The sequence below is a fragment of the Terriglobus aquaticus genome (assembly GCF_025685415.1).
Lineage (GTDB): Bacteria > Acidobacteriota > Terriglobia > Terriglobales > Acidobacteriaceae > Terriglobus > Terriglobus aquaticus.
In genome coordinates this window covers 978652-998652 of sequence record NZ_JAGSYB010000001.1, presented here as the reverse complement: position 1 = coordinate 998652, position 20001 = coordinate 978652, and the positions used below count along the sequence as shown (strand labels likewise).

The 20001-nt window shown below is 62.7% G+C and carries 16 protein-coding genes and 1 tRNA gene; 8 read left to right on the top strand and 9 right to left on the bottom strand.

Annotated elements, in window-relative coordinates:
- Positions 1-59: 59 nt before the first annotated feature.
- Together OHL12_RS04235 and OHL12_RS04230 are read right to left on the bottom strand one after the other, a co-directional pair.
- On the bottom strand, positions 60-812 hold the full coding sequence (locus OHL12_RS04235; protein ID WP_263412584.1) for a fused MFS/spermidine synthase: 753 nt from the start codon (positions 810-812) through the stop codon (positions 60-62).
- A gap of 140 nt (positions 813-952) precedes the next feature.
- Positions 953-3370, bottom strand: coding sequence for a TolC family protein (locus OHL12_RS04230; RefSeq protein ID WP_263412583.1), 2418 nt, complete (start codon positions 3368-3370; stop codon positions 953-955).
- A 262-nt stretch (positions 3371-3632) separates the two neighbouring features.
- On the opposite strand from OHL12_RS04230, the gene truA reads away from it, so the two are divergent.
- The 5 genes from truA (at position 3633) to OHL12_RS04205 (ending at position 8840) form a co-directional block, all read left to right on the top strand.
- Positions 3633-4520, top strand: coding sequence for a tRNA pseudouridine(38-40) synthase TruA (truA, locus tag OHL12_RS04225; protein WP_263412582.1), 888 nt, complete (start codon positions 3633-3635; stop codon positions 4518-4520).
- Positions 4517-5776, top strand: a complete 1260-nt coding sequence (locus OHL12_RS04220) for a M20/M25/M40 family metallo-hydrolase (protein WP_263412581.1) — start codon at positions 4517-4519, stop codon at positions 5774-5776. The genes truA and OHL12_RS04220 overlap by 4 nt, the downstream gene beginning before the upstream one ends.
- Before the next feature lie 190 nt (positions 5777-5966).
- Positions 5967-7631, top strand: a complete 1665-nt coding sequence (locus OHL12_RS04215) for a trypsin-like peptidase domain-containing protein (protein ID WP_263412580.1) — start codon at positions 5967-5969, stop codon at positions 7629-7631.
- Positions 7632-7814: 183 nt separating this feature from the next.
- Positions 7815-8243, top strand: a complete 429-nt coding sequence (locus OHL12_RS04210) for a peptidoglycan-binding protein (protein WP_263412579.1) — start codon at positions 7815-7817, stop codon at positions 8241-8243.
- Between the two features lie 3 nt (positions 8244-8246).
- Positions 8247-8840, top strand: coding sequence for a hypothetical protein (locus OHL12_RS04205; protein WP_263412578.1), 594 nt, complete (start codon positions 8247-8249; stop codon positions 8838-8840).
- Between the two features lie 38 nt (positions 8841-8878).
- Here OHL12_RS04205 and OHL12_RS04200 read toward each other — a convergent pair whose 3' ends face one another.
- Positions 8879-9247, bottom strand: coding sequence for an FtsB family cell division protein (locus OHL12_RS04200; protein ID WP_263412577.1), 369 nt, complete (start codon positions 9245-9247; stop codon positions 8879-8881).
- Positions 9248-9395: 148 nt separating this feature from the next.
- On the opposite strand from OHL12_RS04200, the gene OHL12_RS04195 reads away from it, so the two are divergent.
- Together OHL12_RS04195 and OHL12_RS04190 are read left to right on the top strand one after the other, a co-directional pair.
- Positions 9396-10025 carry a biotin transporter BioY gene (locus OHL12_RS04195; protein WP_263412576.1) on the top strand — a complete coding sequence of 210 codons (630 nt, stop codon included), beginning with the start codon at positions 9396-9398 and terminating at the stop codon, positions 10023-10025.
- 34 nt (positions 10026-10059) lie between these two features.
- Positions 10060-10914, top strand: coding sequence for a menaquinone biosynthesis family protein (locus tag OHL12_RS04190; protein ID WP_263412575.1), 855 nt, complete (start codon positions 10060-10062; stop codon positions 10912-10914).
- 35 nt (positions 10915-10949) lie between these two features.
- Here the strand turns inward: OHL12_RS04190 and OHL12_RS04185 are convergent, their stop codons facing one another.
- The 6 genes from OHL12_RS04185 to OHL12_RS04160 all read right to left on the bottom strand — a co-directional run bounded on the left by OHL12_RS04185 (position 10950) and on the right by OHL12_RS04160 (position 18262).
- Positions 10950-12467, bottom strand: a complete 1518-nt coding sequence (locus tag OHL12_RS04185; RefSeq protein ID WP_263412574.1) for a hybrid sensor histidine kinase/response regulator — start codon at positions 12465-12467, stop codon at positions 10950-10952.
- Positions 12449-12874, bottom strand: coding sequence for a response regulator (locus OHL12_RS04180; protein ID WP_263412573.1), 426 nt, complete (start codon positions 12872-12874; stop codon positions 12449-12451). Before OHL12_RS04180 ends, OHL12_RS04185 begins: the two co-directional genes overlap by 19 nt.
- A 5-nt stretch (positions 12875-12879) precedes the next feature.
- Positions 12880-14304 carry a sensor histidine kinase gene (locus OHL12_RS04175; RefSeq protein ID WP_263412572.1) on the bottom strand — a complete coding sequence of 475 codons (1425 nt, stop codon included), beginning with the start codon at positions 14302-14304 and terminating at the stop codon, positions 12880-12882.
- Positions 14305-14379: 75 nt separating this feature from the next.
- Positions 14380-14455 (bottom strand) — tRNA-Lys (locus tag OHL12_RS04170).
- A gap of 111 nt (positions 14456-14566) precedes the next feature.
- Positions 14567-16321 carry a carboxypeptidase-like regulatory domain-containing protein gene (locus tag OHL12_RS04165; RefSeq protein ID WP_263412571.1) on the bottom strand — a complete coding sequence of 585 codons (1755 nt, stop codon included), beginning with the start codon at positions 16319-16321 and terminating at the stop codon, positions 14567-14569.
- Between the two features lie 156 nt (positions 16322-16477).
- Positions 16478-18262 carry a GWxTD domain-containing protein gene (locus OHL12_RS04160; RefSeq protein WP_263412570.1) on the bottom strand — a complete coding sequence of 595 codons (1785 nt, stop codon included), beginning with the start codon at positions 18260-18262 and terminating at the stop codon, positions 16478-16480.
- A 314-nt stretch (positions 18263-18576) separates the two neighbouring features.
- On the opposite strand from OHL12_RS04160, the gene OHL12_RS04155 reads away from it, so the two are divergent.
- Positions 18577-19986, top strand: coding sequence for an efflux RND transporter periplasmic adaptor subunit (locus OHL12_RS04155; RefSeq protein ID WP_263412569.1), 1410 nt, complete (start codon positions 18577-18579; stop codon positions 19984-19986).
- Positions 19987-20001: the final 15 nt, after the last annotated feature.

Genomic DNA, 20001 nt, shown 5'->3' with positions numbered 1-20001 from the left:
GCTGAAGGCTTTCGGCGGCTTGCGGTGAGCCTGCTTTTTCTCAAAGCGAGAGTAGCGAATCAGCGAGGCAGCGGAACCGTTTCGTGGTGGCTGGCCAGAGTCGCTTTACCGGCGAACGCAATCACGTTGTCGCCATCGGGGCACCGATACAGAACAACCTGATCGCGAAAAAGTCTGTGGAGCGCCGATAGCGAACCTTGCCAGGCATCGCCGCTGAAATTGAGCACCAGAATACCGGAGGGCGTGAGTGCGCGATGGCAGTTCCGGTAGAAGCGGACGGTACCGAGATGATCCATGTGGCCGCCCTCGTTGAAGGCGTCGACGAGCAGTACATCGAAGCGGTCGCGGCTGTTCGCAACGAGCTTTGCGCCGTCTGCGAGAAGAACGCAGAGCCGTTCATCATCGTCCGGGATCAGGAAGCGGCCGCGCAGGCCAATCACTTCAGGGCTGATCTCGGCGATGGTGATCCGGCTCTCCGGGAAAGCTTCGTAGCAATGCTTGGCCAGCGATCCACCGCCGAGGCCGAGCATGCCGATGTGATGGGGATGCGGCACGAACCTGGAGAAGCCGGCCATGATCTGCGTGTAGCTGAAGACGAGCTCGGCAGGTGCCGTGCAGTCCATCACCGCATGCACGCCATCGACGGTGCTTCCGCCAAGGTAGAGTGACAGGTAGTTGCCGTGTTCCGAGACGTAGGCACCGCAGCCGTGGCGCACTTCCGGAGCGTGTTCCAGCGCCAGTGGCGAAGTCGCAGTGATGCCGAAGTCGAGCACCGGATCGCGAAAGCACGGCGCGACTCGCGGCGGGGACACGAGAGCGCGGAGCCGGACGAGCAGTTGCTGAAGAGACGCTGCGATACGCACGGCACCCAAGTGCTTCAAAGAGGGAGTGGTGAGGTGCAAAGAGAAATGCGCCTCCGAAAGGTCGGAAGCGCATTTCTCTTGTGTCTTGGTTATTGTGGCGGCTGCGGTGCGGGGGTGCCGGCCGGGGTTGCAGTTCCGGGTGCGGCGATGCCCTGGTACGGCGGCAGCGGATCGGGGTTGCTGGTGAGCGGCTTGGGTGGCGCGGGTGGCTGGGGCGCCGTGAGGCCGGGGATGTTGGGCTGCGTGGTGAGGGTTCCGCTGGCTGCCTGCTCAATGGAGATGCCGTAGCGATCCAAGGTGTTCGAGAGCAGTTGCAGCAGCGTTGCACGATCCTTGGCGTATGCCGCGGTGGCGGAGATCAGGTTGTTCTCTGCCGTGGCCAGGTTGCGTTCCTGCTGCAGAACATTGGCCGTGGTCGATGCGCCTAAGCGGTACTTCTTCTGCTCGGCATCGAGTGCCTGTGCCTGGTAGTCACGCGCGGCCTGGGCCGCCACTGTGGAGGCACGGTCGTTGGTCAACGCGTACTGCTGATTGACCACCTGGATGCGGGTCTGCGTGTAGAGCTGCTGCAAGCGCATCTGTGCCTGGCGATACTCCATCTGCGAGCGGGCCTGGTCAGCCTGAGCCGGGCGGTTCCGCAGCGGAACATTCAACGTGACGCCGACGCCCTTGTCGGGTGCGGAGTTGTTGAACGCGTTGGCAAATGCTGTGCCGTAGCCGCCACCCTGCAAACCGCAGTTCGGAACGGTCGGGTTCTGCTGGCACAGGATGGAGGCCGGATTGGCCTCGCCGGTGTAGCCCGAACCGCCGTAGAAGCCGTAGGCGTTCAACTGCGGCAGCAGACCGTTCTTCACACCTTTGATGGTGATCTTGTTGTTTTCCATATTGAGCACGGCCTGCTCGATGGCGGGGCTGTTCGCGTAGGCGCGCTTTACCAGCTCCTCGATCGGGGTGTCTTCTTCGGCCATGCGCTCAAGGCTGACACGCTCCGTGGGAACGACCGGCGCCGCGGAGAGCTGCGGATCATTCAGGTCGCGCACGATCGCCTGTTTCATCAGCAGTTGCTGGTATTCCAGGTTGGACTCAGAGGTGGTCAGCGACTGGCGATCGGTAGAGACTGCCTGGTCGGAGTTGACCACATCGAGCGGAGCCAGCGTGCCGATCTGCAACTGCCGGCGGTTGTCGTTGGAAAGCTGAGTGGACTGCTCCAGAGCGCGCTGCTTGGCCTGAACGTCTTCGTAGGCGCTGACGAGGTTCCAGTAGATGCTCTCGACCTGGTTGATGGTGTAGAGCAACTGGGCGCGGAATGCCGAGTCGGCGATACGACGGTCGTTCTTGGCCTGGACCACGAAGCGGTTCTGCACGCCTTTGCCAAAGCCCTGCAGCAATTGCTGCGTCACTGTGAGGCTGAAGGAAGACGACAGCGCTGGGCTGAGCGACGAGGTCGACGAGTTGGAGGTGACACGCGAGTTGTTGAAGGTCAGGTTGACGTAGGTTCCGGTAGAGAAGCCCTGGTAGTAGTTGAAGTTGTAGCTACCGGTGTTCGTCTGGGTCGGGTTGCTGTTGAACAGGTTCGTGGTGCCGGTGGTGCCGGTGCCCGTTCCGGTACCCGTCCCTGTTCCCGTGCCGGTGCCAGTACCCGTTCCGGTACCCGTGCCTGTGCCAGTTCCTGTGCCCGTACCGGTTCCGGTGTTGCTGCTGCTGGAGGAGCCGCCGAAGCCCGAACCGCCAGGGCTGGTGCGCTGTTCGTACTGCACGGTGCCGGTCAGCAGGGGGTCGCGGCTGAGAGGAACGGGGCCGCCACCGTTGGTGCTGAGCACGAGGCCGGATGCACCGGTGCCGCCGCCGCCTGCGCCGGTGGCTGTTCCACCCGGACCGCCGCCGCCGCTGACCGTCGTGCTGGAGCCGCCCAATGTGTTGGTGACCAGGCCGGTGCTGACACCGCGAAGGGTGCTGCCCGCACGGGCACGAAGAAGATCAGTGTCCGCGATGTCCAGGTTCACGCGGGCGATGGCGATGTCGTAGTTGTTTTCAAGTGCCAGCAGGATGGCGTCCGACAGGCTCAGGTAGATCTTGCCGTCACGCAGCAGATCGTTGATGCGCGGTGTGTTGCTGAGGCGCGGAGCGCGGTAGTCCGTGGAGGTGTAGGGCGCGATCGGGTTGCGCCAGTGGCTCTTCAGGTGGGAATAGTCCTTGCTGGTCTCGCGCAGAAAGAGGGGGCCGGGATGGTTCGGCTCCGGTGCCTGCGGCACGCCGGGACGGCCGGTGGTGTCCACCTGTTGCGCCTGCGGTGCGGCAGGCTGCGTCGGGTTGCTTTGGGTGTTCGTCTGCGCGCCGGCCTGTGCCGCGGTCTGCGGCGTGGCGGACGGCGTGGACTGTGTGCCCAAAGGTGGAGTGGTTTGCGTCCCGGGCGCGGCCTGGGTTGTTTGGGCGCCGACCGTCTGCGCCCACGAGCTTGTCAATAACAGAGCGACACTCGCCGCAGCCTGCAACTTGCCAGAATTCACCAGTACCCCTTGCCAGGCCGACTACTATGTCCGCCGCCCTGTAACTGTGATGACGTGTACGCGCAACATCGGGACGCAGTTCCATGCGCGAGCCCTGTCGCGAAACCGAACTTTGTCCGTGCAATACCTTCCAGATGCTCGGCGCGGACTCTCGATGCGTAAAAAGCATGGAGTGCCAGCAAGATGGGACTGCAACGGGACGTGCCCAGTATAGTGGGCAGCCCGGTTCCGTGCGGACAGCGCGCTCCCGCATACTGGATAGGTGGAAGGTGCCGGGACAAAGGCGGTCTTTGAGGGTCCGCAGGACGCGACAACGCGAACGTGGAAGCTGGTGCTGAGCTACGACGGCTCAGATTTCTGCGGTTGGCAGGTGCAGCCCGGCCGGCGCACCGTGCAGGGCGACCTGCAACGCGTCTTGCGCGAGGTGCTGGGCGAGGACATCCTGCCGCAGGGCTCGGGACGGACTGACACTGGCGTGCACGCCGAGGGCCAGGTGGTGAGCGTGTCGCTGCGCTCCCCTATTCCGCCGGACCGGCTGCAACGGGCGTTGAATCGTAAGCTGCCGGGCAGCGTGCGAGTGCTGTCCGCAGAGGTGGTCGCGCCGGACTTCCATGCCCGCGGACGCGTGGCCTGGAAGCAGTACACCTACTGCATTTTCCGGCGGCGCCTGCCCGGATCGGCGGAGGAACGCATCTGCCCGCCGCTGTTGGCCAGGTCGGCGTGGGATTGCCGATGGCCGCTTCGGGTTGAGCGTATGCAAGCCGCGGCGCCTGACATCGTCGGGCCCCATGACTTTCGATCCTTCGCGGCGCGTGACCCGGATCGCCGTGATCGGAAAGGGGCGACGGAAGAGAAGTCGACCGTTCGCACGATCTTTGCGTCCTCATGGTCTGAGGAGCGGGACCTTCTGCTCTACCGGGTGGCGGGCAGCGGCTTTCTGCACCACATGGTCCGAAACCTGGTTGGGACGTTTGTCGAGATCGGAGCGGGCCGGCGCGAGACCGCGAGCCTGCCGGCACTGCTGGCGGCGCAGGACCGCAGACTGGCCGGTGCGACCGCACCACCGCAGGGCCTGTCGCTAACGCGCGTGGTGTACCAGGGAGATCCGGAGGCTGGGCTGTACTCCGTCGCGCAAGGAGCGGGAGCTTGAACCCCGCCGCGTTCGCGCGAACGCAGGAGATCGCTGCCCGCGCCAGTACCCATCGCGCGTTTCGCTGGCTGCACCTGCAGGAGCAGCGCATTCAGACATGGCAGCGCGAGGCCGTGAGCATCCCAGCTCCGCCGTTTGGGGAGCACGACCGCGCGTCGTGGTTCGCTGACCGCTTTCGCGAGATAGGCCTGTGCGGCGTTCACCTCGACGAGGAGGGCAACGCCCTGGGCTGGCTTCGCGCGCCGCAGGCCGGAGAGCCAGTGGTCCTGCTGTCTGCGCATCTGGACACCGTCTTTTCCGCAGCCGTGCAGATTGCCCCGGTCCAAGACGGATCGCTGCTGCGCGCCCCCGGTGCTGCCGACAATGGTGCGGGTCTGGCCGCGCTGCTGGCCCTGGCGGCAGTGAGCGCGGCTGAGCCCGAGGCTTACACCGCCAATGTGTTATTTGCGGCGAATGTTGGCGAAGAGGCCGAGGGGAACCTGCGCGGGATGCGGCACATCTTCGAGCGCTCGGCCGTGGCGCGCGACGTGGTCGCGTCCATTGCGCTGGAGGGCGCGGGTACTGAGACGCTGGTGACGCGCGGACTTGGGTCGCGGCGGTTCCGTGTGGTGCTGAACGGCCCTGGTGGTCACGCCTGGACGGAGCCGGAGATCGCCAATCCCGTGATGGTGCTGGCCGGTGCACTGGCCCGGTGTGTTGCCGAGCCAATCCCGCAGCATCCACGCACTGTGTTCAACGTGGGGTGCCTAGAGGGCGGCAGTAGCGTTACCAGCATCCCGGAGCAGGCAACGGCGCTGGTAGATATTCGTTCGGTTTCGGCGGATGAGCTGGTGCGGTTGGAGGTGCTGCTGTACCGGTCGGTGGAGGATGCGGTGCTGGCCAGCAACGCGCAGGCGTCACGAGGCGTGCTGACGTTTCGCATCGAGTGCATCGGTGACCGGCCGGCCGGTGCTCTGGACCCTCAGTCGCCAGTGCTGGCAAGTGTTCGGGCGGTCGATCGCCACCTGCGTCTTCGAACGGAGGAGCGGATCGGTTCGACGGATGCGAACCTGCCGCTGGCGCAAGGGCGGGATGCGGTCGCGATGGGAGCGGGCGGGACCGCCGGCGGCATTCACACGTTGAAGGAGTGGTATGACAGCACGGGTCGCGAGCTGGCGCTGCGGCGCATCCTGCTGGTGCTGCTGGACGTAAGCAGCGCGGAGTACCTGCAGGCACTTCCCGCAACTGGCAGGGTTCGAGGGGCCACGCGATCGTGAGCCTTGCAGATGGGACTTCATGCCCTACTGCAACGGTTTGGGGGCGAAGCTCCGGCTCATCAACGGCCAACCTGAGACACTGCTTCATAGGGCCGCTGCGATGCAGCATACTCAAGCGGGCCATTTGCGTCTAAACCGCAGAGAAGGCCGGGAACGGCTTCCAAGGCAGTACCTGAGGACACGAACTTTCATGGATTCGAAGAACGTCCAGAGCACCACTTTTGCCGAGCGCGTGCGCGATCATCGGCTTCTCGCCACCTTTGCCCTGCTGGGTACCCTTTCGGCGGGCATTCTTACCGGGTCGGTACTGACGGGCACCGTACACGGCGCGCAGCAGGCGGTTGACAGCCACGACGCGACACCCCTGAGAGTCCCCTCAGGCGAAAGCAGCACGCCGAACCAGTTCACGACGATCGCCAAGCAGGTTGGCCCGGCTGTCGTTAACATCAACACCGAGCAGTTCCCCAAGCAGAGCGCGGCGCCCCGCGCCAACCGCAATCGCCGTCGCGGCGGTGGTGGCAGCGGATCGGGCGACCCAGGCGACATGCAGGATTTCTTCAACCGCTTCTTTGGCGGGCAGGGGCCGGGCGGTGGTGACGGCGGGGACGATGATGACCAGGGCGGCGGCGAGCGTCGTGCGCTGGGCTCGGGCTTTATTGTTGATTCGCGCGGTTACATCATCACCAACAATCACGTGGTAGACAAGGCCGACAAGATCTATGTGAAGCTGTCGACCGATTCGGAAAGCGATCAGGGCCGTCCGGCGCACGTGATCGGCACCGACAAAGACACAGACCTGGCCGTGATCAAGATTGATTACAACGGCACGCTGCCGACCGTGAAGCTGGGCAATAGCGATGCCGAGCAGGTGGGTGATTGGGTGCTGGCGATTGGCAGCCCGTTCTCGCTATCGCAGACGGTTACCGCCGGCATTGTTTCGGCGAAGAACCGCACCATCACCGACGGTCCTGCGCCCTCGCAATTTCAGCGCTTCATCCAGACCGACGCGGCGATCAACCCCGGCAACTCCGGTGGTCCGCTGCTGAACATGAAGGGTGAGGTGATCGGCGTGAACACCGCGATTTACACCAGCGGCATGGGGTCGCAGGGTGTGGGTTTTGCGATGCCGTCCAACACGGTCGTCGACGTGTACAACCAGCTGATCTCGCCCGAGCACAAGGTGGTGCGCGGATCGATCGGCATCCAGTTCCAGGCGGGTCTTCCCTCTGCCGTGAGCCGGCAGTATGGCTTTGCTAAGGGCGGTGTCCTGGTGAGCAGCGTGACTCCGGGTCTGCCCGCCGCCAAGGCTGGTCTGCAGCCGCAGGACGTGATCACCACGATCGACGGCAAGCCGGTGAAGGATGGGGACGACCTGGTCGCCAACATCTCCGCCCGCAAGCCCGGATCGACGGTACAGATCGGCTATCTGCGCGGTACGGAACAGCGTACGGCGACGGTAGGCATCACGGATCGCAAGAACGTGGAAGCCGCGGCCAACAACGCCGGCAAGGATGACGGTGACGACAACGGCGATCAGGCCAACGGACAGTCGAGCAACGGCAAGCTGGGCATCACGATCCAGGCGGTTCCGGCGAACGTTCTGCAGCAGCAGGGTCTGTCGGGTGGCGTGCTGGTGACAGGCGTGACTCCGGGATCGTTCGCGGAAGACCTGAGCCCGTTCGGTCTCTCGAAGGGTGACATCATCGTCGAGATCAACCGCAAGCCGGTCAACAACCCAGAGCAGTTCCGCAACCTGGTCAACGGTCTGAAGAGCGGCGATGACGTGGTGCTTGTGATCCGGTCACCGCGTAACCGGGAAAAGAGCAACAACTTCATCGGCGGAACCTTGCCATAACCAGAAGTAGACGCATACGGAACCGGCGCTTTCGAGCGCCGGTCTCTGTTGCTCCGTTTTCACGTAACCATGCAGCCGTTCCCCGGTTGCGCGCGTGTGAATACGCTGTGTACGCTGAATTTGCCGCACGGCGCAGCCCCTACCTGGGGACTGCTCAGACACTCACACCTGCGAGATCTCCTGATGATTTCTTCTTCTCACCTTCGCTGCATGCTTCTGCTGGGCGGTGTGCTGACCAGCAGCCTGATTCCAATGACCGCGTCGGCCTCTCACGTGCGCCGAGGACCGACGTCCCCCCGCTCGCATCACCGGGTCCAGGGCGGCCACGCTTCGCGCACCGCGTCACACGCCGCCAGTTCCTCGCGTCCTCGCGCCATCGATGATGCTCGTGCTACGGAGATTCAGAGCGCCCTGGTCAAGGCCGGGTACCTGCAGAGCTCGTCGGGTCATTGGGATGACGCGAGCGCCGACGCAATGCGCAAACTGCAGGCAGACAACGGCTGGCAGACCAAGCTGATTCCCGACTCGCGTGCCTTGATCAAGCTGGGCTTGGGCGCGAATCCTGGTGGCTCTGGGACCGGGTCTACCAACCTGATCAGCCCTGCGGAATAGCTCGTGCGCTTTTCCCGAATCCTGCTCGTCTCGGCTTTCATGTTGCTCGCAACCATCCAGGCACGCGCCATTGAGTTGAAGGTCACCGCATCCGCGATGGAGCGGACCTTGCAGCAGCAGCTCTTCACCGGTCCGGACGGCCGCTACTACATCAAGGGCGACACCAAATCGGCCTGCTTTGTTTACGTAGACCAGCCGTCCGTGCGCTTCCAAGACGATCGCGTGGTCATTCATGTTCACACCCATTCCCGATTGGGCGCTGGCATGTTTGGCAAGTGCGTCGGTGTTGGATTCAACACGGAAGCGGACGTGTCGGTGGTACCGGACGCGGAAGGCGAAACGATCGGCTTCCGCGATGCCCGCATCGACCGTTTCACCGGGAACAAAGAGCTGGATGCTCTCCTGATTCCATTCCTCAGCCGCAAGCTGCCGCAGAAGCTGAAGATCAACGCAGCCGACCTGCTACGAAACGCGCTGGCGAAGTCGCAACAGAGCACTGGGTATGAGTTGACGCTCGACCACTTGAAGATCCACAGCATGCTGGTGCAGGACGCAATGCTTGCGGTCGACCTGGACGGAAGTCTGCGAGTGAACTGAAAAGGCCGGACGCTTTGTCCGGCCTTTCAACTTTGAAGCTAGTGCTTGGAGTCGTTCGCAGGCAGCGTCACGATCACTTCACCCGGGCGAGTGTAGTGCAGGTCTTCGCGAGCCTGGTGCTCGATCGCGTTGGGGTCGTTCGCCAAGCGGTCGACGTGACCCTGGAGTTCCCCGTTCTCCCTTTGCAGATTGCTTGTTTCGGTTCGCAGATCGCGGAGATCGTGCTGCTTGTTGCGGAAGGCGGTCAGCCCATCCCGTCCGAACACGACATGGTAGCCCAGCAGCACCGCGAGCACCGCGACTGCGACGGTGGCGATACGACGGCGGTTGCCGTAGAGATGCTCGCCCAGGCGGGACAGGCGTGTCATCCACTTGCCATGCGATTTGCGGTTGGAGGAAGTTGCCATCGCACTGCTATGGTGCCGCGCTTTGGACCGTATGTCCAACCGCAAACGCGGCATGAACCTTTGAAGGCACACTCCTTCCGTGCTAGCTGGTCCAGTGCGGTCGAAAGGCGGCCGCACTGGTGGATCTTCGGCCCGCTTACAATGGGAGGTGCCGTCAGTTTTTCTTGAGGAGACGTTTGTGATGGTCAAAGAATCGACCGCAACCCTGGCCGGAACATCCCATGCTGCGCAATCCCGCGGCGCTCTTTGGCTTCGCAAGGCCAGCCTGGCCCTGCTGGGGAGCCTGGCGGTCGCGGTAGCCGCGCATGTTTCAGTTCCCTTGCCGTTTACCCCCGTGCCGCTGACGCTGCAGCCGATGGCAGTTCTGCTGGTGGGGATGCTCGCGGGTCCGGCGCTTGGCTGCGCGACCATGCTGCTGTACCTGGCCGAGGGTGCCATGGGACTGCCGGTGTTTTCGCCGCATGGCCCGGGTGGATTGCTGCAGCTTGCAGGGCCGACGGGAGGCTTCCTTTGGAGCTATCCGCTGGTGGCCATGATCGCTGGAACGCTCTACCCTGCTCTGCGCTCGCGTCGTCCGTTCCTCGCTGCCGTGTTCGCCTGCCTCGCCGCAACGGTTGTGCTGTTCGCCGCGGGAGCATCGCAGCTTGCGCTGCTGTCGCATGCCGGCGTGCGCACCGTGCTGAACGCTGCAGTGATCCCGTTCCTGCCGGGCGAGATCGTCAAGATTCTTGCGGCTTCCGGCATCGTTGCTGCGTGGTCGGCTCGCACGCGCCAGTAACCCTCCACTCTGACTTTCGAAACAGGTGACATTGATGAGCAGTACCGCAGTTGACGTGCGCGAGATCAAGATCGCGCACAGCCCGGATTCCGACGACGCCTTCATGTTCTACGGTCTGGCCACGAACAAGATCCGCGTCCCCGGGTACAAGTTCACCCATGTGCTCACCGATATCGAGACTCTGAATCAGCGCGCGATTCACGACCCCTACTACGATGTGACCGCCATCTCCTTCCACGCTTACCCCTACATGCAGGAGGAGTACACGCTCATGGCGTGCGGTGGGTCCGTGGGTGAAGGCTACGGTCCCATGATCATTGCGACCCGCCCGATGTCGCAGGACGAAGTGAAGAAGGTCCGCATCGCGGTTCCGGGTGTGCTGACCACGGCTTACCTGTCGCTGAAGCTGTTCGCGCCCGAGGTTGAGACGGTCACGGTGCCCTTCGACCAGATCATTCCGGCGGTTCTGCGCGGCGAGTATGAAGCAGGCCTGATCATTCACGAGGGTCAATTGACGTATGCGCAGAGCGGTCTGCACAAAGTGCTGGACATGGGCCAGTGGTGGCGCGACCTGACCGGGCTACCGCTGCCGTTGGGCGGCAACGCGATTCGCCGCTCGCTGGGGGCGGAAGCGATGCACGTGTGCACCCAGGCTCTACGCGACAGCATTCAGCATGCGCTCGACAACCGCAGCGAAGCATTGGAATACGCGATGCAGTTCGCCCGCGACCTGGACACCAATCTGGCGAACCGCTTTGTCGGTATGTACGTGAACGAACGCACGCTGAACTACGGCGAGGACGGTCGCGAAGCGATTCGCAAGCTGCTGGATATGGGCTATGAGCGCGGCGTGATCCCGCACAAGACTGCGGTCGAGTTCGTCGACTAAGCCAGACCGCAAGGACAGAACGACGCGCCCGCCTGCTAGCCCGGAAGCTCCTGCTCCGCACTGGCGGCGGGCGTTGGTATTCCGTCCAGCGGCAGAAAGACGCGGAATACGGTGCACCCGGCAGAGTCGCCGGTGCGCACCCGGCTTCGGACACGGATGTTGCCGCCGTGCCGAGCGATGATCTCCTGCGACACCCATAGGCCGAGGCCCGTGCCGGTGATTCCTTTGGTGGAGAAAAAGGGCTCGAAGAGACGGCACAGAGCTTCAGCGGGAATTCCGGTCCCACGATCCGCAATAGTGAACGCGATCCCCTGTTCCGGACGAGCGCTTGTTCGCAGTTGTCGCGTGCGCAACGTGATTTCACCACCTCCGCCGGAGGCGTCGATCGCGTTACCTAGCAGGTTGACGATGACCTGCCGGATCTCGCCTTCGAAACAGAGCAGCGGCCTCACGCCGCCGAAGTCGCGGTGCACCGTGATTTCCTGACGGCGCAATCTCAACTCAAACAGAGCAAGGACCGTCTCGGCCAGATCTCGCAAATCGCTCTGCACAGGCCGGCTGGACTGCCGGTGGAAGCGCAGCGTTTGAACGGTGATCTGCGCAACGCGATCGAGTTCTTTCTGCGCGATCTCAAGGAAATTGCGGCCGTCCGGGGTCAGCTCAGTGTTGGCAACCAGGAAGAGGCAGTTCGTGACTGCCGCCAGTGGGTTGTTGATTTCGTGCGCGATGGACGCCGCCAGCCGGCCGGCGACGGCGAGCTTTTCGGTGCGGCGCAGCAGCTCTTCACTGTGCTTCTGCTTGCTCAGGTCCACTAGAAAGATCGCAAGCTCGCGATCGTCGACCGACTTGTCCGGATTCAAATAGGTTGCCGCGACCAGTAGTTCCGCAGAGGTGCCGTCGGCGCGCTCGAGCGATATCTCCCGCGGCTCCTGAATCGCCTCCGCCGCGTCAATGCCGTAATGATCCAGGCGCGTGTCGGTGTCCAACAGGGCACCGTTGGTGTGACCCAGCAGCACAGCGGCCGAGGCGTTGGCATATGTGATGCGACCGGGGCCGTCCGCGAGCAGCAGGCCAATCGGCATGGCGTCGACCAAGCGATGGAATCGGAGTTCGCTGACGTGCAATGCTGCTTCGACGGCACGCCGCGAACTTCGCGTGGCGGCCTCGCGCAGCTCGCGTTCAACCGCGGGAACCAGGCGCGCCAGATTCTGCTTGATTACATAGTCCTGAGCGCCGGCACGCATGCTGGCTACCGCAGTCTCTTCAGACATTGCGCCCGACATCATGATGAACGGGATGTCCTGGCCCGACGAGCGGAGCAGGTGCAGCGCTTCGGGACCGCTGAAACTCGGCAGATTATAGTCCGCTAAAACAAGCTCAGGAGCGGGAAGCTGCGCCAGGCCGCGCTGGAACTCTTCGGCAGTTTCGACCCGGCTGAGATCCGGCCGAAAGCCTGAGCGCCGCAGATGCCGTTCCAGCAAAGCGGCGTCGTCTGCGTTGTCTTCTACCAGCAGAATGCGCAGCGGACGCGCGTCTACGGCTTCGGTGGGCATTCGTTCAGAACCAACCAGTACATGCCAAGCTGGCGAGTTGCTTCGGCAAAATCGGAGAAGTTCACCGGTTTGCGGATGTAGCTGTTCACGCCGAGACTGTAGCTGCGAACGACATCGCGCTCCTCGTCTGACGAGGTCAGGATCACTACCGGCAGGGTTCGCGTGGTGTCCGATTCCCGAATGCGACGGAGCACTTCAAGACCGTCCAGCTTCGGAAGTTTCAGGTCCAGGAGGATGACCTGCGGCTTGATCGGGTTGGGTCCGAGCAGCATGTTTACGGCTTCCTCGCCGTCGCGCGCAATCGCCACATCGTTGACGATGTTCGATTTCCTGAGGGCGCGAATGGTGAGGGCTTCGTGGTCAGGATCGTCTTCGACCAGAAGAATAGACCGTTGCTGTTCTGCCATAGCGCTCATCCTAACGTAAAGAAGAAACGTGCGCCATTCCCCACGCTGCTCTCCGCGGAGATGGTTCCGTGATGCCGGTGAATGACTCGCGCGACTGTGGCGAGACCGATTCCGGAGCCCTTGAAGTCCTTGTCGCCATGCAGGCGGTTGAACGCGTTGAAGAGTTTCGAACTGTACTGCATGTCAAAGCCGGCGCCGTTGTCGGCAACCTCGAACCGTTTCTTCTCTGGGTCGTAGGACACACGGATTACGCTCACCGAAACCTTCGAACTGAACTTCACCGCATTGCCCATCAGGTTTTCGAAAGCCACACGAAGTAGATCGGGGTCGGCATTTGCGTGCATGCCAGGATCAATGTCGAAGTGAATCTGCTGTTCCGGATGCTCCTCTTTCAGGTTCTCCGCAACGCTCTCCGCGAGGGCTGTCACATCGACCTCGCGCCTGGACAACTCGGCGCGCGTGATGCGCGAGAGTTGGAGGAGCGCGTCGATGAGGCCGCCCATGCGCTGCACACCACTGCGGACCCGGCGGATGTAGTCGCGGCCCGTCTCGTCAACAGCTTCTTCATAGTCTTCCTGCAGGGCCAGGCTGAACCCGTCTATGGTGCGTAACGGGGCACGCAGATCGTGCGAAACGGAGTAGCTGAATGCTTCGAGTTCGCGGTTGGTGCTCTCGAGCTCCATGGTCCGACTGCGCACTCGCTCTTCGAGTTCCGTGTTCAACTGCCGGATCGTCTCAACATTCTTCTCGACCTCTGCGTGAGCCATTTCGAGTTCGCGGTTTGCCGTCTGGGTCTGCATGCGCATTTCCCGCTCGCGCACCAGGATGCGTCCCACGAAGACGATCAGCAGCAGGTCGAGCCCGCTGGCCACAGCGACGGACAGCAGCGCCACCAGAGTGCTGCGCTTCACATCCTCTTCGCGAATGGTGAGCAGGCGACGCTCTTCGTCCTGCATCGACTCCGCTATTGGGCGGACACGGGGCCGGGCACTCGAGGCATCCTCGGTCAGTAGGGATGCCGCAGCTTCTGTGCCGCCGATCTTCTTTGCAGCAATGACCTGGTCCAGCAATGCGAGACGTTCCGCTGCGATGTGTTCCAGTCGATCCGCATTGTCGCGCTGCCGAGGGTTGTCGGAGGTGAGCTCCCGAAACCGCTGGATCTGAGGCGTAACCTGCTGGCGCGCCAAGTAGTAGGAAGTGAGGCGGTTCGTGTCGCCGGTAAGAACAAAGCCGCTCGCACTGGAATCGGCGTCTCGCACGGACGCAACGATTCCTTCGACCTGGCCGATGACCTGCCAGGTATGCGACAGCCAGTATTCACTTTGGCTCAGGGTGCGAACCGAAGCGACCGCGAACCACGTATTCAGCAGGACGATCACGATCGCCGCGACCAGAAGTGGGCCGATGCGCGACCCCTTGGAAAAGGGCATATTGCTCTAAGTTGCACGCGGAGGTTGCACAGATGCAAGTGCTAAGGCGGGTGGCAGGGTTTGGCGAGGGAATTTTGGTGGACGCGGTAGGAATCGAACCTACAACCTGTCGATTAAGAGTCGAATGCTCTGCCAGTTGAGCTACGCGTCCAAACAGAACGGATCGGGAGCAGACGCTCGACCGGAACCGCTTGCGTTATGAGTTTTACGATACCACACTTACGCGCGAGAGGGCTTGCAGTGCCCACGCAGGTTGCGCCTGCTAGAACGTGAAGGCGAGTCCCGCCTGGAGCATGCGGGGCGACTGCGCGAGGTATAGCGTGTGACCGTCGCTGGATAGATACGGCTGGTATCCCTGCGCGAGGAGGTTCTGGACCTGGACCACGACTTCCAGGCCACTGGGCAACAGCGGCAAGCGCTCCAGCCTCTGCCGCAGCAGGAGGCTGAGGTAAGCGGGATCGGTATTGGCGCGGAAAGAGTCCACCGCGGTGAGTGTGGAAGCCCGCTGCCAACGGTAGCCGGCTTCGGCGCGTGTTCCGGTTCGCGCGAAGTTGGCGCGCGCTCGCACGTCGGCACTCAGCGCCTGGTGGACGCCAGCCTGGCTCGCGGCGGACGCGATGGAGGCGGGAGCCGGTGAGTCGTTCACCAGAGCCGAGCCGCTGGCCACGCTGGCCGATACAGCCAGGTGGTTGGTTACAGGCTGGTCCAAGGAGAACCGAACGCCCGCGCCGCTGAAGTCGCGACCGGCGATGAAGTATGTCTGGGTGGTTGGATCGGACAGCAGTGGCATAGAGACACCATCCGCGGACGAGACCGTGCCAACGCCTGCCAGCAGTGGCGAGACGATGTTCTCGTGGTACACCTCTGCCTGCAGCTTGCCGCCTCTGGGCGTGTGCACGCCGACGGACACGGCGTGGGCGCTGCCGCCGGACAGGCGCAATCTGCCGTCACGCTTTATCGCCAAGGGCGTAGGCGGTGCGACGCGGTCCAGATCCTCCATCTGTGATGTGCCGCGCGAAGCCGTGTAGGAATATCCCACGACCACACCAGAGCCGGCGCGGTAGGCCAACCGGAAAAAGGGCTCAGCGGCTATCGTGTTCCCTGCAAGATTGAACGCCCGCAACGTGGAGCCGGCATCGACGCGGAAGGTGTCTCCCAGGTCGATTCGTTGCGCGTTGCGCACAACCATCGCCTGCATGCCGTTACTGCCCTGCTGGTTCAGCAACTCGGGGTGAGACAGGTAGCTGACTACTGTTCGGGTGGAGGCGCCCAGCGGAAGCTGTCTCCCGAATCCGGCGCTGATCTCCGCCGAGGGCGCGACCGGGAACGGCACACGCGGGCCCGAAAAGTCCGCGCGGAGCACGGCTCCGGTGCCGTCGGCGCTGCTGCGTTCCATGGTGAACACTTCATGGTTCCCGCCGTGGGCGAAGCCGCCGTCGTTCGCGTAGATCGCGATCCGGCCCTGGGACTGGACGCGATGACGCTCCTGCGAACTGCTGGAGACGCCGAGCGTTGCCGTGCCGTCGTCGTGGATGCGGAGCACGGGGCGGACCGTGGACGAACGAAGCGTCCACATCCAATCGTCTTCCGCTGCGTCCCCGCTGCGGCGGGTAGCGGGCAGCCACTGGGTCGGTGCCAGCAAAGTGGAGAGCGTCAGGTTCACCACGGCACGCGTGTTTGCACTGACTTGGAGGGTCTGGCGTACGGCGGGGAGAAAGAGCGCGGCACTGACGCGCACCCGGTAGCGCCCGGGCTTCAGGTCGCTGACACGGTAGCGACCATTGCTGTCAGTAAGGGCGACTGCAGCGGGCGTAGTGTCCGGCAGCAACAGCTGCACCAGAGCACCCATCTGCGGGATGCCTTCGCTGTCGAGGATGACGCCACTGACCGAGCCGCCCGGAAAGTAGCCGCCCGAGACATGGCTGGTCTGTGCCGCGGCAGAGCCGGGCAGGAGTGCGGCTGCGGCGAGAAGCACCGCAGTCGTCGAGCAGCCGAGTATCCAGGAAGACCGCTGCATGTGCGTTCTTCGATCCCCTCCTGCGTCCCTTGCCTGCCGCCGGATCAATCTCCGGCTGAATTCCTAAAAGGCGTTCGCATCTGAGTGCGATTTGCCTATTCTCCTCAATCTACCTGCGCCGGACACCTATGTAAAAGGTAACCGGACCCAAACAGGTTACTCCACCGTAAACGGCGCCGACTGAGATATCTCCTGCTTCGACACGCCGTCGTTGACTTTGATGAGCACCTGGTACTTGCCGGGTTGCAAGCTGGCAAGAGGCATGCTCTTTTCCAGCGTCACCTGATCAGCGTTCGGATTCATCTTGGCCGTGGACTCGCTCGTCTGCAAAACCGGTTTGTTGGACGCGAGATCGATGACTTCGTAATTGATCTCGGCGTTGTTCTGCTTGCTCTTATCGTCAATGCCCAGGTTGTACACCTGCATCCAGAAGTTCAGGTTCTGGTTCCGCTTGTAGGTGACTGGAATGACGGGGCTTGATGACACGCTTGGCACAACCTTGGTGTTGCCGATGACGAAGTTGCCGGCACCGATCTCCTTGGTGGGGACGCGAGCCATGCTGGAGGCGAGGATGAGCGAGGACGCCGAGAGACGCTCATCGTCGTACTTCGGTACGTTGACCGACCGGCGCCAGGTACCGATGTGGTCCGGGTTGTTCACGTCCTTGATGACGATGTCGACCTTGTAAATGCCCGGGCGCAACGGCACCGACTTCCAGTACAGGTTGCGATTGGCCTGTTCGCGCGCCAGGAACTCGGACGGTACCTGAACGGTCACCGTGTCCTCGAAGGTCTGCACGATGCGGTGATTGATGTTAGAGACCTGTCCGAGGATGTTTACGGTTCCGGTCGACACGCCGTCCTTCGTCTGGAAGGTGACATCGCGGTTGCGGATCTGCAGGGTCACCGGCATAAGCACAGTGTCGTTGGTCACCTTGACGTAGTCGGTCCGGACGTCGAAGTAGAACGGCGGTCCCTTCAAGATCGTCGACTGCGACAGGTACTGCTCCAAGTCCTTAAACTTGATGGGTGGCGGCGCCATGATCTTGGCGTACGTGCTCAGGCGGTCGAACTGCTTGCTCTGCTGCGACGCGGCGTAGGGGCCGTTACCGAGCTGCTCCAAGCCACCGCCGGAGAAGCGATCCTTCTTGTCGGCCATGCCCATTTCTTCGTACATGGTCAGGCCGGCTCCCGGCGTGTGCTTCAGGGCGTCTTTTTCAGAGCGGTCGATGGTCAGGTGGTAGTCGTTGCACTGGCAGCTATCCACGAACTCCAGATCGATGTTGTCGCCGATGCCTTCCAGGTAGCGGTAGTGCCACACCTCGAACGGGAAGGTCGAAGTGCTGCCGCCGCCCTCTTCCATGGGCCGCTGGTAGGTGCCGCCGCTGGGGTGCGAATCGATGCTGTCGGGTTTGCCGTAAGCGATGTAGATATGGCCGCGATCGGTCTTCCAGCCGGGTTTGCCGGCGGCAAAGTGCTCGTTCGCGTAGGCGATGCGGGCGTAGTGCTGCTCGCGGAACTCGTTATCGGGCGAGTCCGGATTGGGATTGCGGCGCAACCAGAAGTTCTCCACGAACTGCTCGCGTTCTTCGTCGTTCTTCAGGGACTTGAAGGCGGCGACTTCCTGGTCGGTGATGATCCAGACCACGTCCTGATTGAGCCACTTGTTCCAGGGGCTATCGCCCTTGATTTCGCTCTTCAGGTACTTGTTCTGCTGCATCTTTTCGCGGTCGCTGAGCCGGCGCTTGGTCGGATCCGGATGTTCTTCCTGCGGCTCGGACTTGACGACTTTGCCGGTGGGATCGGCTGCCGCAGGCGTGGCGGGTGCGGTCTGTGCCGCGGCGGGCGTCCCCGCGCTATTCTGACCAAGCATCTGCACTGAAGCCGCGCTCAAACTGAGCCAGACGGCTGCTACCATAACCCGCTTCAAAGACTGCGCCATTGCCTGCAACTCCTGCCAAACCCTCTGCCGAGAGCCAACGTGTTTCGGATACCAGTCTAGTGACTTTCTGAACAAGTGGCTAACGTGGAGGCAACCTTTTCTGGCTTGCACCCCTCCAGAGTCCACTTGCTGGTAACGTCTGTTGGACGAGTGAGTTTGAGGAACGACAGCATCTGCGCGGCCTGCCGGCCTAGTTCCCTGTTGGGGACAGTTGAACGTAAGTTCGGCAGACGGAACCAAACGGCGCAGATCGGCGTACTACACTTTGCTTGCCGGGATGCGCAGGCGACTTGCCGCGAAGAGATGTGGAGACCATGAGTACCAGGAAGAAGATCGTTCTGCTGATCGTCGGTTTGATCGTTGTCGCCGGGGTGGTTACGGCGTCCGTTCTGAAGAGCCAGGCGGACGTGGTGCCGGTGACCATGACCCGCATCGGCCGCCAGGACCTGACTGCGGTGGTGAGCGGGACAGGCCAGATCAAGCCCAAGACCTACGTGAACATCGGCGCCACGGCGTTTGGCCGCATCACGCACCTGTATGCCAAGGAAGGCGACCACGTGAAGAAGGGCCAGACCCTGGCAACGCTGGAGAGCGTGCAGCCGGAAGCGACGGTCGCGGCCCAGAGTGCGACCATCGCCTCCAGCAAGACGGATGTAAACAGCTATATCGCCGCGGAGAAGACGGCGGAGGCGAACCTGGCCCAGGCCAAGGCAGACCTGCAGCAGAAAAAGTTCGACATCGACCGGTACCAGCAGTTGTACGACAACCGCCTGGTTTCCAAGCAGGATTACGACCAGCGCAAAGCAGCCTATGACGTGGATGTGGCGACGGTGCAGCAGCGCGAAGCTGCCTTGGCGCAGGCGCGTGCTCAGACACAGTCGCAGCGTGGCCATGTGAACCAGGCGATTGCGTCGCAGCGGGCCAACTTCGACGCATTGGACAAGACCATTTCACGCGCCCCGTTTGACGGCCTTGTCACGAACGTTCCCGTGCGTGAAGGCGAGACGATGGTGACCGGCATTCAGAACGCCGAGGGATCTACGCTGATGACGCTGGCCGACATGAGTGTGATCACCGCCGAGGTAAAGGTGGACGAGACGGATGTCGTCAACGTGAAGCTGAACCAGCCGGTTGACGTGACGGTGGATGCGCTGCCGGGCCGGGTGTTCAAGGGGCATGTGACCGAAGTGGGCGACCAGGCCCTGCTGCGCACGACCGGCATCGCCACGTCGCAGTCCACGACGGGCACCGAGGAGGCCAAGGACTTCAAGATTGTCGTGACACTGGACAATGTGAGCGGGCAGAACAACGAGGATCTGCGGCCGGGCCTGTCCGCGACAGCAAAGATTCAGACCGCGCAGGTAAGCAATGCAGTCGTGCTGCCGCTGCAGGCCCTGGTTAGCCGCGATCCCGCTACGGAAGCCGTGTACCTGAAGAACAATGGCAAGGAGCCCAAGGACGGCTCCACGGTGCAAGCCGCCAGCACAAAGAAAGCGACCGTGCAGGGCGTCTATGTGGTGAAGACGGTCAACGGGAAGCAGCGTGTTCAGTTCGTTCCCGTGAGCACCGGTGTGACCGGAGCCACGGACATTGAAGTAACGGCGGGTTTGGAGCCCGGGGCACAGGTGGTCACCGGCCGGTTCAAGACTCTGCGTACGCTGAAGAGTGGGACGGCCGTGAAGCAGGACACCGATAAAGACACCGCGAGCACCACGGCCTCGTAGGCGGGGCAGGAGAAG

What these genes read in the sequence shown, in the direction of transcription:
- OHL12_RS04215 (WP_263412580.1), top strand. Translation starts at nt 5,967, where the DNA reads ATGGATTCGAAGAACGTCCAGAGCACCACTTTTGCCGAGCGCGTGCGC.
- OHL12_RS04210 (WP_263412579.1), top strand. Translation starts at nt 7,815, where the DNA reads ATGATTTCTTCTTCTCACCTTCGCTGCATGCTTCTGCTGGGCGGTGTG.
- OHL12_RS04200 (WP_263412577.1), bottom strand. Translation starts at nt 9,247, where the DNA reads ATGGCAACTTCCTCCAACCGCAAATCGCATGGCAAGTGGATGACACGC.
- OHL12_RS04190 (WP_263412575.1), top strand. Translation starts at nt 10,060, where the DNA reads ATGAGCAGTACCGCAGTTGACGTGCGCGAGATCAAGATCGCGCACAGC.
- OHL12_RS04185 (WP_263412574.1), bottom strand. Translation starts at nt 12,467, where the DNA reads ATGCCCACCGAAGCCGTAGACGCGCGTCCGCTGCGCATTCTGCTGGTA.
- OHL12_RS04180 (WP_263412573.1), bottom strand. Translation starts at nt 12,874, where the DNA reads ATGGCAGAACAGCAACGGTCTATTCTTCTGGTCGAAGACGATCCTGAC.
- OHL12_RS04175 (WP_263412572.1), bottom strand. Translation starts at nt 14,304, where the DNA reads ATGCCCTTTTCCAAGGGGTCGCGCATCGGCCCACTTCTGGTCGCGGCG.
- OHL12_RS04165 (WP_263412571.1), bottom strand. Translation starts at nt 16,321, where the DNA reads ATGCAGCGGTCTTCCTGGATACTCGGCTGCTCGACGACTGCGGTGCTT.
- OHL12_RS04160 (WP_263412570.1), bottom strand. Translation starts at nt 18,262, where the DNA reads ATGGCGCAGTCTTTGAAGCGGGTTATGGTAGCAGCCGTCTGGCTCAGT.
- OHL12_RS04155 (WP_263412569.1), top strand. Translation starts at nt 18,577, where the DNA reads ATGAGTACCAGGAAGAAGATCGTTCTGCTGATCGTCGGTTTGATCGTT.